Genomic DNA, 12471 nt, shown 5'->3' with positions numbered 1-12471 from the left:
AACTGTAGGAGGGATTCTCTTGGAGAAAGTGGATATCTTTAAGGACATTGCAGAACGAACGGGAGGGGACATTTACCTGGGGGTAGTCGGAGCAGTCCGGACAGGAAAATCAACCTTTATCAAACGTTTTGTGGAATCTGTAGTGCTGCCTAACATTCAAAGTGAAGCGGATAGGATCCGGGCTACCGATGAACTCCCGCAGAGCGCTGCTGGCCGCACGATAATGACAACGGAGCCGAAATTCGTACCGAATACGGCGGTTCAAATTTCTGTGGCCGAAGGGTTGAACGTCAATGTTCGCCTTGTTGATTGTGTAGGTTATGCAGTCGATGGCGCCAAAGGCTATGAAGACGAGAACGGCCCTAGAATGATCAACACCCCTTGGTTCGATGAACCGATTCCGTTTCAGGAAGCGGCAGAGATCGGGACACGGAAGGTCATTCAAGAGCATTCTACTCTTGGCGTAGTAGTGACAACCGACGGAACGATATCGGATATTCCGAGATCTTCGTATGTGTTGGCAGAAGAACGAGTGATTAACGAACTGAAAGAAGTAGGTAAGCCTTTCATCGTCATTATCAACTCGCAGAAACCGAATAGTGAACCGGCTCTTGAGCTGCGCAGCGAGCTGCAAAGCCGCTATGACGTTCCAGTTGTAACGATGAGTGTCGCCAGTGCCGGGGAAGAAGAAATGGTCTCTGTCCTGCGTGAAGTGCTCTACGAGTTCCCTGTTCATGAAGTTAATGTGAATTTGCCAAGCTGGGTTATGGTATTGGATGAGAATCACTGGTTGCGTACGCAATTTGAGAATTCAGTCCGGGATACCGTTCAAGATATCAGACGCTTGCGTGACGTAGACCGTGTCGTTAGCCAATTTGGTGATTATGAGTTCATTGACAAGGCAGCTTTGGCCGGGCTTAACATGGGGCAAGGTGTAGCTGAAATTGACTTGTTCGCGCCGGATGAGCTTTATGATCGCATCCTCGTTGAGGTGGTCGGTGTCGAGATTCGAGGGAAAGATCATCTGCTCCAATTAATGCAGGACTTCACGCATGCGAAACGAGAATATGATCAGTTTGCAGAAGCTCTTGAAATGGTCAAAACGACCGGGTACGGGATAGCCCCTCCGACGCTGGCTGAGATGGCGCTGGATGAGCCGGAGCTGATCCGTCAAGGCTCTAGGTTTGGAGTACGTCTAAGGGCTACAGCACCGTCCATTCACATGATTCGGGTAGATGTCGAGTCCGAGTTCTCGCCGATCATCGGAACGGAGAAGCAAAGTGAAGAGCTCGTCCGCTATCTGATGCAAGATTTCGAGGATAACCCGCTCAAAATCTGGGAGTCGGACATCTTCGGAAGGTCGCTCCATTCGATCGTTCGCGAAGGGATCCAAGGAAAACTGGCCCAAATGCCGGACAATGCGCGCTATAAACTGCAAGAAACTCTTGGGCGAATTATTAATGAGGGCTCGGGCGGATTAATTGCCATTATTTTGTAAAATGATGAACAAAAAACACTCGATTGAGTGTTTTTTGTCGTTTAGTAGCGGAAATCCCCACATAAATTGGAAAACGATACTTGAAATTGCTGTCGGAGTATATTACTATGAGTTTATTCGTCTGCTTTCGAAGTTCATTTTTACTAAGAAAATCAACGATTTTTCATTGGATAATGTATATTTTCTGAGGAAACGGTGAAAACAGGAAGTAACGGAAGTGAGAAATCTTGGGGGGAGGTGAATGGCATGAATAAATCTGAATTGATTAACAAGGTTGCTGAAACCTCTGAGCTTTCCAAGAAAGATGCAACAAAAGCAGTTGACGCTGTGTTTGATGCAATTTCCGAAGCGCTGCAAGGCGGAGATAAAGTACAACTGGTTGGATTCGGTAACTTTGAAGTTCGTGAACGTTCTGCTCGTAAAGGACGCAATCCACAAACTGGTGATGAAATCGAAATTCCAGCAAGCAAAATTCCAGCTTTCAAACCTGGTAAAGCACTTAAAGATGGCATTCAATAATTTGCGTTTTACATACTATTGAACGTTATATAACAACAAAGCCGTGACCGCTAATCGCTGTCGCGGCTTTCTTTATTGAGGATAGAAAATGCCTTTACAATTCCAAATTCTCCTACTATAATTACAAAAGTGAATAAGTTTTACAGCTACAAACGGGGTATGGCGCAGCCTGGTAGCGCGCACCCTTGGGGTGGGTGAGGTCGCACGTTCGAATCGTGTTACTCCGATTAAGAAAAAGACATCGAAGAAGCGATGTCTTTTTCTCGTGAAGAGGCTTGTTCCGAGAAAGAGATAACACTGCTTAGATCATTGTAGGGGGAACGGTCTTGAATAAGTTGAAATTAAACGAGCTCGTGAAATCGCAAGATTGGACGATGTTCGGCATTATTGCATCTATTTATTTGGTTTGGCGAATAGGTGTGGTTGGGAATTGGACGAAAGAATGCTGGATTCTATTGTTAATTTGCTTATTGGGTGTTCGCAAGGATCAGATTGATGTGGATTGGAGACGCTTCTTTCTCTTTGGTATTCCACTCCTTGGTGTTTTTTATTACTTTTATGGTTCGGGAAACGGCTTCTGGTGGAAAATCGCCAATTGGATGTTTGAGAACAATCGACACCCGTGGCACTGGGATGATTACATGAACGCGATACCGCTGAATACGGGAGGTTGGGCGAGATGGATTGCCACGCCATTTCTGGATAAAGCGATGGTGTGGATTTATAATTACGGCTTCGTCCTATCGTTATGGATCTGTCTTGTAAGAAGCTTCTGGACACGCAGCATCAAGAAAATGCTCTCCTACGCATTATCGGGTCATATGCTTCAATTCCCACTCATTTTGCCTTTTTACAACTTAATTCTGCTGCACGAAGTTTGGTACGTGAACAAGCAGCCGGATTTATTGCATCGGGTGTTTACAGACCAGAATTCACTTCTAGTAGCGGTCATGAACTGTTTTCCAAGTATGCATACCTCGATTTCATTTGCGATGCTGCTTCTGGCTTTGCGAGAGAAGGATCGTATTTTCAAAACGATGATGGTGACGTACTGCGCTTCCATCATTTTCTCAACTTTGTATTTGCAGATTCATTGGTTGATTGATGTTTTCGCTGGCATGCTGTTTGCATACGGAACAGTGAAACTGTCAGATCTATTAATACGAATTGGCTCCAATCGCATGCTGCCGGCCAAGTTCAAAAGCTTTTACCGAAAAGGCAACCAAACAGTATCTAATCATGCGTCTGTCTAAATCAAGTTGACTTTGGGCTGCTTTTTTTGGCATCATAACAGAAGGATCAGTAGTTTAGGCAAGAACGGAACGGAGGATGACAAGTGGAACAACCGAACAATAAAACAAATCCAACAAACTCGAACGGCAATGAATATTTTGTCATTAAAGCCAAAGATAACGGTGTGCATGTGATCGGATTAACGCGTGGACAAGATACTCGCTTTCATCATACGGAGAAATTGGACAAGGGTGAAGTGATGATTGCTCAGTTCACTGAACACACATCAGCTGTCAAAGTACGAGGCAAAGCTATCATTATGACGAAGTATGGCACGATTGATACAGAAGAATAATTTGTAAAAGCAGGCATAGCCTGCTTTTTTTCTTTGTACAATGATGTATAGAGCTTGTAACATGCGAATGGATATGCATTTTCAGCATGCTCTTGGAATCGTGTTGGAGGTGCTTTGGTCATGAAATGGTCGATGCGTATCATCTTGACAATAGGAATATCAGTTGCCATGGTCATCTGTTTATCGCTGCTTCCCAAAATGGATCGTTCTGCCGGTCTCAGCTCATCCGCTAATTGGTCAAGCAATCGGCCCAGCGAGCTAACGGACAGCAATTTGGTTGACTTGCTGGTTCAAGTTCCGCTTCAACTGCGAATTCGCAAAGTAGAGCTGAGCAATTCCCGGATGTCGCTTGATTTAAGCTTGCCGAAGAATGCAGATTCTGTATCTGTTTACAGAGACTTGTACACCATTGCTCAAACGATGATCAATCGAACGAAAAATGTGGAACAAATCTGGGTGCGCGTGATCGACTATTCGGGGACAAAGGATTCCGCTTCTACCCAGCTTGTGCTCGCCATGGTTGCGGAGCGTGAAAACGGGAAGGATATGGAGAAGAACGCGAATGAATTAAGCCTGATTCAGCTGGAACAGCAATTGCAGAACCGCTTTCGTCTGACCTACACCTCGAAGTGGCAGCAAAAATATCCGCTATAATTAAATGTGCGTCGATTTACGTGTTATGATATAATGACTTGAATTGAAGCATTGAAGAAGACAAAAGAGATTTGGCACACGGTTACGGAGGCTTTTGCATGAATTCTTATCGGATCCCTGAGATCGCTAAGCAATACACAGATTATGATATGATTCAAATTCACACAGACTTGCCCGATTTTCCGGAGCTTCGAACACGTCTGTTGTTTGCTTTTTTGAATGGCAGCAGCAAGCTAAGCGCTTCAAGCGAATTGTTTACCTTAGCTACATCGCTGGTCCAGCTTGCCCTCGACACCCATGACATGGTCATGGCTTCTAATGACATCAAAGAAAAGAAAGCAGCTAGATCGAGGCAGTTAAAGGTACTTGCAGGAGACTACTTCAGCTCCCGTTTTTATCATCTATTGGCTCAGGCGGGTCAAATTGAAATCATTAAGCAGCTATCCGAAGCTATTTGTGAAGTCAATCGTCTGAAGATGAACTTGTATATCAAAATGAAACAATTGAAATTGACAGCAGAAGATTACCTCCACCAGACTGTGGAAATTAAATCTCAGCTTTTTTTGTCTTTCTCGGACCTCATGTCTGACACGTATGAACAAGATTGGTCGGACATTCTGAGAAGCTTTGCCCAATGCGAAATCATTTTCGAAGAAATTTTTCACATTGAAGCGATTGCCAGTTTTCGAGGAAGTTGGGCGTTCTGGCACATTCTACAACATGGTACCAAAGAAGAACGGAAGCAGCTTCACGCAGAGGAATCAGACCAAACCAAAGTTCGCACGCTTTTACATAAGTATAATATCAAGTCTCAGCTTTATCAGATGCTTGATACGCATACGAAGCAACTGCAGGCGATTGTGCAGCAGCTGGACTCGGACAAACTAATAAGTGAACTGTTTCACATAGGTGAGCCATTTCTTCGATTTTTAGCGAAGCCATCCAAAGTGATGGAAGAAATATGAGGTGACAGAACAGATGAGTATGACAAAAGCAACGGGCAAGCCGAAGAAAAGCAAAGAAGAATTTGTGCATTCCGTCTTTGAGAGCATTGCCCCCAAGTATGATTTGATGAACAGCATATTGAGCTTCCGCAGGCATAAAGCATGGCGGAAATTCACGATGAAGAAAATGAATGTTCAACCGGGAGATACGGCCATCGATTTATGCTGCGGGACCTGTGATTGGACCATCAGCTTAGCTCAAGCAAGCGGCAATGGCAAAATGGTTGGCTTGGATTTTAGTCAAAACATGCTCGATTATGGCGCAGAGAAAATTAAGAAGCTTCACTTGGACCAGCAGATACAACTAATTCGCGGCAATGCGATGAGTCTTCCGTTTGACGACAACACATTTGATTTCGCTACCATCGGGTTCGCGCTGCGAAATGTCCCTGATCTGGAGCAGGTCATTCGTGAAATGCAGCGTGTCGTGAAGCCAGGAGGGCTAGTTGTGTCTTTAGAGCTGTCTAAGCCAACTTGGCAGCCTTTCAAGTCTATCTATTATTTTTATTTTCAACGTGTACTGCCCTTTTTGGGAAAACTTATCGTTAAGAAATACGAGCAATACAAGTGGCTGCCGGAATCACTAGTTCATTTTCCGGACCATAAGCAATTGGCTGTCATTTTTCAAAAGCAAGGTTTGGAACAAGTACAAGCTTACCCATTAACAGGTGGAGTTGCCGCATTACATTTAGGCACCAAGGGGAAAACGAAATCAGGAGTGTAATCAGCATATGTTTACTAAACTTAAAATTTTTCTGGAAATGATTAAATTCGAACACAGTGTATTTGCATTGCCGTTTGCTTTCATGGGAGCCATTCTGGGTTCTGTTGTGTTAAATGGTCATCTGCCCAGCTGGGCGCAAATTGGCTGGATCACTCTAGCCATGGTAGGAGCGAGAACCGCCGCGATGGCGTTGAATCGCGTTATTGATAAGGCAATTGATAAACGCAATCCACGCACAGAGAATCGTGCCATTCCAGCAGGACTCATTTCGATCCCGCAGGTCATTATTTACATTATTATTTCCTTCGCACTACTGTTTTGGGCAACATCCAATTTAAGCGCTTTGTCCATGAAACTGCTGCCGATTGCAGTGTTTTTTCTTGTCTTTTACTCATATACCAAAAGGTTTACATGGACATGCCACTTTGTATTAGGCTTAACGTTAGGCTTAGCCCCGCTTGGGGGCTGGATCGCCGTAACAGGCCATTTCACATGGTCTTCGCTCATTTTCTACTTGACGGTCGTATGCTGGAGCTCAGGGTTTGATTTGATCTATGCCTGCCAGGATGCAGAATTTGATCGAAATGAAGGCTTGCATTCCTTGCCGAGTCGGTTTGGCATCAAAGCTGCTTTAAATACAGCTCGTATCTTGCATGTGCTCACTGCTGTAGGCCTTGTCGCTTTATTTTTTATCACCCATTTGAGCTGGTTTTATTTAATTGGTCTCGTCATTGCTTATGTGATTTTGTACAAAGAACACCGGCTTGTTTCTCCACAGGACTTGTCCAAATTAAATACCGCATTCTTCACGATGAATGGAATTTTGAGTCTGGTGATGTTTGCCTTCACTTTGATTGATGTGCTTGTGAGGCAGCATTCATGAACGGGAACTGGGTAGTCGGGCTAACGGGTGCAAGTGGCGCAATCTATGGGGTGCGACTCGTTCAAGTGCTGCTTGATCAAGGCTTAGATGTGCACTTGATGATTACGGAGGCAGGCTGGAGAGTTCTGCATGATGAACTGGATTGGCAGGCAAGCAAACGCCAAGAGATGCTTCAAGCGCATTTTGGCGGCCGAGCAGGCTCCTATGTGTTTCATCCGATTGCCGATATTGGAGCTACGGTTGCAAGTGGCTCCTTTCGCACCAAAGGGATGGTAGTCATCCCCTGTTCCATGGGTACTTTGTCCGGCATCGCACATGGTTCGTCCGATAATTTAATGGAGCGAACGGCAGATGTTATGCTCAAAGAAGGAAGAAAATTAATTCTGGTTCCAAGGGAAACCCCATTGCATGCCATACATTTGGAGAACATGCTTACTTTATCCAGAATGGGGGTACGCATGCTTCCGGCGATGCCGGCCTTCTATAATCGTCCGAGCTCCATTGAGGAGATGGTCGATTTTTTGGTGGGTAAAGTGCTGGATAGCATGGAGATTGAGCATTCCTTGTACCGAAGATGGGGAGATAACAATGAGCAACCAAGACCCTAAAATACGCATAGGCCGAATTAATTATACAAACGTTTGGCCTATTTATTATTACTTTCCTGAGCTGATGAATAGCAGCGAGGTCGATATTATTGAACAAGTCCCGACTTCACTGAATCAAGCGATGAAAGCTGGCAACATTGATATGGGGCCGATATCCTCCTTTGCTTACGGAGAATCGTTTGAGCAGTATTTGTTATATCCCGACCTCTCCGTTAGCGCTTATGGAGAAGTAAATTCCATCCTGCTCTTTCATGAAAAGCCGCTGCGCGAAATAGCAAATGGGCACATCGTCTTGCCAACCACCTCGGCAACATCGGTCAATTTGCTTAAAATTATTCTCGAAAAGTTCTATAACGGAAAACCAACCTACGAGTATGCACAGCCGAATATTGCTCAAATGATGGAAAAGGCAGATGCAGCTTTGTTAATCGGTGACGATGCCATCAAAGAGAACTGGCGCAATAAAACGTATATGATTACTGATCTTGGGCAAGAATGGGCCAAATGGACCGGACAATGGATGTCTTTCGCAGTTTGGGCCATTCGCAAAGAAACAGCCGAGCAGTTTCCTGAGCTGGTGGCGGAGGCGTTTAATGCTTTTATGGCGAGCAAAGCCAAAGCACATAACGATCCGCAAGAAATGATGCAAGAGGCGCAAGATTCAGTCGGTGGCACATCGGATTATTGGCATCATTATTTTCATACATTATGCTATGATTTTGGAACGGAACAATGGGATGGACTTGCTCTGTATTATAAGTACTGCTATGAGCTGGGTTTCCTGCCGAAACCAGTTAGCATCGCTTTATGGTCAGAGAATAAAGTGGCACGGGTGACTGAATGAAAAATTTAATGGATATCTATACAAGAAAGAAAAAAGATATAGCAGCGATTGAAAAAGAGCTCGAAGAAAGTGTATATACCGATCATTCGATGCTGAGAGAAACGTCTATGCATTTGCTGAAAGCAGGAGGCAAGCGAATACGTCCCGTTTTCGTTCTTCTCTCAGGTGAATTCGGCAATTATCAGCTGCAGACGATGAAGCGAGTGGCTGTTCCCTTGGAGCTGATTCATATGGCCTCGCTCGTTCATGACGATGTCATTGATGATGCCAATACAAGGCGTGGGCAATTGACGGTCCGTTCCAAATGGGACAATCGCATTGCGATGTTCACAGGGGATTACATTTTCGCCAAAGCGCTTGGTGTTATTACGCAAATCCCCAAGCCGGCTGTCCATCAGATCATGTCCAAGGCGATCGTCGAGATGTCCATTGGAGAAATGGAACAAATTCGCTTCTTTTTTCATTCCGAGCAATCCATCCGCGATTACTTGCTGAGAATCAGACGTAAAACGGCATTGCTTATCGCGATTTCTTGTCAACTGGGGGCTATAGCGTCAGATGCGCCTGACTGGATTTGCAACAAGCTGTATTCCTTTGGATACAATGCGGGAATGGCTTTTCAAATTCGAGATGACATCCTTGATTTGATTGGAACTGAGAAGCAAATCGGCAAGCCGCCAGGCAGTGATGTGAAACAGGGCAATATTACGATTCCAGTGCTGCTCGCTATGCAGGATCCTACATTAAAGCCATTTATTTTATCCGAATTAGAGCGTATACATCAGTTGGACGGACAAACGGACGTCAGCCGTTTTCTAGATGCGATTCGGTCCAGCAAAGGGATCGACCAAGCGGAGGCGCTTTCCCAGAAATACATTGACAAGGCTATTGCTGCGCTTGATTTGCTGCCTCAAACACAAGCCAAGAAAGACCTGACTGAAATCGCGCATTTTTTCGGAAATCGTTCGTACTAAGGACCATTTGAGAAATGCTGCCAAAAAGTGTAAACTAATGCTTACTACATAGGTTAAACCTTACTGAGTAAATGCTTACGACATCAATTCCTGACGAAAACTCAAAGGAGGAAGTCCTGACATGGAAAAAACATTTTTGATGGTTAAGCCTGATGGCGTGCAGCGCGGTCTCATCGGTGAAATCGTAAAACGATTCGAACAGAAGGGCTTTCAATTAATCGGCGGCAAGCTAACGATGGTAACGAGAGCACAAGCAGAGTTTCATTATGCCGAGCATGAAGGTAAAGACTTTTATGAAAGACTAGTGAACTTCATTACATCGGGACCTGTATTCGCCATGGTATGGCAAGGGGATCAAGTGATTCCTTTATCGCGCACATTAATCGGCAAGACCAATTCACTAGAAGCTGCTCCAGGGACGATTCGCGGGGACTATGCGGTTCATACGAATTTTAATTTGATTCATGGATCGGACTCACCGGAAAGCGCTGAACGCGAAATCGGCAATTTCTTTCAAGCGGACGAGCTGATCACCTACAATAAAGTGGTTCAACAATGGATCTAATTGGAGCTATCGACTAAGAATCTGCCATCTTTTTGGATGCAGGTTCTTTTTTTGTCGTTTTATGAAGGATTCTAACGGTAACCTACAGAATGTATCAATGAGAATATGTCAGGGTAGGTGGACAACATGGAAGATCAAGATTTTTTATTGTTTATAAAAAAAGTGAAAGAACACACGTCCATTGATCTCGCTTTGTATAAAGAAGCGCAAATGAAAAGACGGTTAACCACCTTGCGTATGAAACGCGGATATGACACATTCGTTGCTTTCTTTGATGCAATGATGAAAAATAAAGAACTGTTTTATGAATTTTTAGACCGCATGACGATTAATGTCTCCGAGTTTTGGCGGAATCCGAATCGCTGGGAGTTGGTTGAACAGAAGTTTGTTCCCGATATGCTGAAGAAAAACCGTCGCTTGAAAGTATGGAGCGCTGCGTGCTCAACAGGCGAAGAACCATATACACTAGCCATGATCTTGGCCGAGCAAGGCGCATTGAACGAAGTTCATTTGCTTGCGACGGATATTGATGATGGGGCGTTGGACAAGGCGCGCAAAGGCGTCTATCTGGAACGTTCTTTAAGAGATGTGCCAGAGAAATATGTGAAGAAATATTTCCGTCAAGATCAGTTGATGCATTATATTACAGATGATCTGAAGAAGACGATTAAATTTCAGAAGCAGAATCTGCTGGTCGATACTTTTGACACCGGATTTGATCTCATCGTTTGCCGGAATGTCATTATTTACTTTACAGAGGAAGCCAAGCATGTTTTGTATCAAAAGTTTTCGAAAGCTTTGAAACCGGGCGGATTGCTGTTCGTTGGCTCAACTGAGCAAATTTTTTCTCCGTCGCAATATGACTTGGAACCAGCAGATACGTTCTTTTATCGCAAGAAGGGTGTATAAGATCTTCCATATCTTCCAATACTAAGAGTAACTAAGTCTAAGCTTATACGGATGAAGTCATGATTGATTAGGGCAACGTCAGTAAAGTTTACGGTATCTGTCTTGGTTTAAGCAGAAACTCCTAGGGGGCTCTTATGGACAAACGCAAGGTAATCACCGCTTATCGCAGGGGAATGATTTCTATTCAGGAATGTGCGCAAATTTTGGGTGTCGACTCGTCACAGATTATGGGATTGATGAATGATCCACAGATGGCCGAATTACCGAGAGTTATCCAGAAGCAGCCAATGCTCGGATAACATTGCTCCTGATCAGATGTTGACACGCTTACGCTAAAGGGTTTTTTCCTTATCGCGAGGCGTGTTTTTTGCGTTTGCGCTGTTGCCAAACCACAGTACCTATACTATAATGACAAAAGGTAATCGCGCGTCAAAGCGCTAAAGTGTTCGACAGGACATACATACGAAAATCATAAATGAATCAGCGAATGTTATCGAAGCCAGCTTTGATTCGCCATACTTTAGGGGGTAACGGATTGTGAGATATTTAACAGCAGGTGAAACGCACGGACCGCAGCTCACTGCGATAATTGAAGGGTTTCCAAGCAATGTAACCTTGAACTTTGAAGATCTTAACTTTCAACTACATAGACGTCAGAAGGGTTACGGTCGTGGTCGTCGGATGCAGATTGAGAAGGATACTGCGACAATTGCGGGCGGTGTGCGCCATGGCAAAACAACGGGAGCTCCGATTGCGCTTGTCGTCGTTAATAATGATTGGAAACATTGGACAACGGTTATGGGGATTGAGCCTGTAGAAGAGGACAACGAAGGCAAACGTCGTGTGAATCGCCCCCGTCCAGGACATGCGGATTTAAACGGCGGTCTGAAATATAATCAAAAGGATCTGCGCAATATTCTCGAGCGCTCCAGTGCGCGTGAAACGACGATGCGCGTTGCGACAGGAGCAGTTGCCCGTCAATTGCTTGCTGAGTTCGGTATTAAAGTGGCTGGACAAGTGATCCGAATCGGCGATGTCGAAGTGAAACGTCAAGAGCTGCCAGTTGATGAGCTTATCCGCATTACGGAAGAATCACCTGTACGCGTCGTAGATAAAGAAGCGGAGGCTCAAATGATCGCGGCTATCGATGCTGCCAAAGAAGATGGCGACACACTTGGCGGTATTGTTGAAGTCATCATTGAAGGCGTGCCGGTAGGTCTGGGCAGTCATGTTCAGTGGGATCGCAAGCTCGATGGCAAAATCGCACAAGCAGTCCTTTCCATTCAAGCTTTCAAGGGTGTTGAATTTGGGATTGGTTTTGAAGCAGCGGAGCGCAGAGGTTCCAATGTGCATGATGAGATCCTGTATACACAGGAAAGTGGCTTTAGCCGCAGAACGAACCGCGCTGGCGGCTTCGAGGGCGGTATGACTACGGGCGAGCAAATTATCGTGCGCGGTGTCATGAAACCTATTTCTACGTTATACAAACCGCTGCAAAGCGTAGACATTGATACGAAAGAAGTATTCACAGCACAAGTAGAACGCTCCGATACTTGCGCCGTGCCAGCGGCAGGCGTCATTATGGAAAATGTGATCGCGTGGGAAGTGGCGAATGCGTTCTTGGATAAATTCGGCGGCGATTCCATCGAAGAAATCCGTGCGAATTTGAACAATTTTCTAGCGCAAGTGGAGAGCTACTAA

General features: G+C 44.9%; 15 protein-coding genes and 1 tRNA gene. All 16 read left to right on the top strand.

Features of this window, described 5'->3' with window-relative positions; genetic code table 11:
* Positions 1-19 precede the first annotated feature (19 nt).
* Positions 20-1498, top strand: coding sequence for a stage IV sporulation protein A (gene spoIVA / locus HQN90_RS02020; RefSeq protein WP_079409654.1), 1479 nt, complete (start codon positions 20-22; stop codon positions 1496-1498).
* Between the two features lie 246 nt (positions 1499-1744).
* Positions 1745-2017, top strand: a complete 273-nt coding sequence (locus HQN90_RS02015; RefSeq protein WP_029193008.1) for an HU family DNA-binding protein — start codon at positions 1745-1747, stop codon at positions 2015-2017.
* Between the two features lie 153 nt (positions 2018-2170).
* A tRNA-Pro gene (locus tag HQN90_RS02010) sits at positions 2171-2244 on the top strand.
* 99 nt (positions 2245-2343) lie between these two features.
* Positions 2344-3270, top strand: a complete 927-nt coding sequence (locus HQN90_RS02005) for a phosphatase PAP2 family protein (protein ID WP_246362001.1) — start codon at positions 2344-2346, stop codon at positions 3268-3270.
* Positions 3271-3353: 83 nt separating this feature from the next.
* Positions 3354-3605, top strand: coding sequence for a trp RNA-binding attenuation protein MtrB (mtrB, locus tag HQN90_RS02000; RefSeq protein ID WP_079409656.1), 252 nt, complete (start codon positions 3354-3356; stop codon positions 3603-3605).
* Positions 3606-3725: 120 nt separating this feature from the next.
* The gene (locus HQN90_RS01995; protein WP_173215957.1) at positions 3726-4259 is read left to right on the top strand and encodes a hypothetical protein; all 534 of its coding nucleotides are present in this window, start codon (positions 3726-3728) and stop codon (positions 4257-4259) included.
* A 98-nt stretch (positions 4260-4357) separates the two neighbouring features.
* Positions 4358-5224: a heptaprenyl diphosphate synthase component 1 gene (locus HQN90_RS01990; protein WP_173215955.1), complete on the top strand. Its 867-nt coding sequence runs from the start codon at positions 4358-4360 to the stop codon at positions 5222-5224.
* A gap of 13 nt (positions 5225-5237) precedes the next feature.
* Positions 5238-5987, top strand: coding sequence for a demethylmenaquinone methyltransferase (locus tag HQN90_RS01985; RefSeq protein ID WP_173215953.1), 750 nt, complete (start codon positions 5238-5240; stop codon positions 5985-5987).
* Between the two features lie 7 nt (positions 5988-5994).
* Positions 5995-6870, top strand: a complete 876-nt coding sequence (locus HQN90_RS01980) for a UbiA-like polyprenyltransferase (protein WP_173215951.1) — start codon at positions 5995-5997, stop codon at positions 6868-6870.
* The gene (locus tag HQN90_RS01975; RefSeq protein ID WP_173215949.1) at positions 6867-7478 is read left to right on the top strand and encodes a UbiX family flavin prenyltransferase; all 612 of its coding nucleotides are present in this window, start codon (positions 6867-6869) and stop codon (positions 7476-7478) included. Before HQN90_RS01980 ends, HQN90_RS01975 begins: the two co-directional genes overlap by 4 nt.
* Entirely contained in the window at positions 7459-8322 is an 864-nt protein-coding gene (locus tag HQN90_RS01970) for a menaquinone biosynthesis protein (RefSeq protein WP_173215947.1), read from the top strand. The genes HQN90_RS01975 and HQN90_RS01970 overlap by 20 nt, the downstream gene beginning before the upstream one ends.
* The gene (locus HQN90_RS01965; protein ID WP_173215945.1) at positions 8319-9296 is read left to right on the top strand and encodes a polyprenyl synthetase family protein; all 978 of its coding nucleotides are present in this window, start codon (positions 8319-8321) and stop codon (positions 9294-9296) included. The genes HQN90_RS01970 and HQN90_RS01965 overlap by 4 nt, the downstream gene beginning before the upstream one ends.
* 121 nt (positions 9297-9417) lie before the next feature.
* The gene (gene ndk / locus HQN90_RS01960; RefSeq protein ID WP_173215943.1) at positions 9418-9861 is read left to right on the top strand and encodes a nucleoside-diphosphate kinase; all 444 of its coding nucleotides are present in this window, start codon (positions 9418-9420) and stop codon (positions 9859-9861) included.
* Between the two features lie 126 nt (positions 9862-9987).
* Positions 9988-10770 (top strand): CheR family methyltransferase, encoded by a 783-nt coding sequence (locus HQN90_RS01955; RefSeq protein ID WP_079409664.1) that lies wholly within the window; start codon positions 9988-9990, stop codon positions 10768-10770.
* 134 nt (positions 10771-10904) lie between these two features.
* A complete protein-coding gene (locus tag HQN90_RS01950; RefSeq protein ID WP_167388005.1) occupies positions 10905-11069 on the top strand; it encodes a hypothetical protein in 165 nt (54 codons plus the stop codon).
* Positions 11070-11307: 238 nt separating this feature from the next.
* The gene (gene aroC / locus HQN90_RS01945; protein ID WP_173215941.1) at positions 11308-12471 is read left to right on the top strand and encodes a chorismate synthase; all 1164 of its coding nucleotides are present in this window, start codon (positions 11308-11310) and stop codon (positions 12469-12471) included.

The sequence above is a fragment of the Paenibacillus alba genome, assembly GCF_013204855.1.
GTDB classification, from domain to species: domain Bacteria; phylum Bacillota; class Bacilli; order Paenibacillales; family NBRC-103111; genus Paenibacillus_E; species Paenibacillus_E alba.
This window is presented reverse-complemented; position numbering and strand designations above follow the sequence as displayed.

Coding starts and splice junctions, on each gene's coding strand:
- HQN90_RS02015 (WP_029193008.1), top strand. CDS start 1,745: ATGAATAAATCTGAATTGATTAACAAGGTTGCTGAAACCTCTGAGCTT.
- HQN90_RS01995 (WP_173215957.1), top strand. CDS start 3,726: ATGAAATGGTCGATGCGTATCATCTTGACAATAGGAATATCAGTTGCC.
- HQN90_RS01990 (WP_173215955.1), top strand. CDS start 4,358: ATGAATTCTTATCGGATCCCTGAGATCGCTAAGCAATACACAGATTAT.
- HQN90_RS01985 (WP_173215953.1), top strand. CDS start 5,238: ATGAGTATGACAAAAGCAACGGGCAAGCCGAAGAAAAGCAAAGAAGAA.
- HQN90_RS01980 (WP_173215951.1), top strand. CDS start 5,995: ATGTTTACTAAACTTAAAATTTTTCTGGAAATGATTAAATTCGAACAC.
- HQN90_RS01975 (WP_173215949.1), top strand. CDS start 6,867: ATGAACGGGAACTGGGTAGTCGGGCTAACGGGTGCAAGTGGCGCAATC.
- HQN90_RS01970 (WP_173215947.1), top strand. CDS start 7,459: ATGAGCAACCAAGACCCTAAAATACGCATAGGCCGAATTAATTATACA.
- HQN90_RS01965 (WP_173215945.1), top strand. CDS start 8,319: ATGAAAAATTTAATGGATATCTATACAAGAAAGAAAAAAGATATAGCA.
- ndk (WP_173215943.1), top strand. CDS start 9,418: ATGGAAAAAACATTTTTGATGGTTAAGCCTGATGGCGTGCAGCGCGGT.
- HQN90_RS01955 (WP_079409664.1), top strand. CDS start 9,988: ATGGAAGATCAAGATTTTTTATTGTTTATAAAAAAAGTGAAAGAACAC.
- HQN90_RS01950 (WP_167388005.1), top strand. CDS start 10,905: ATGGACAAACGCAAGGTAATCACCGCTTATCGCAGGGGAATGATTTCT.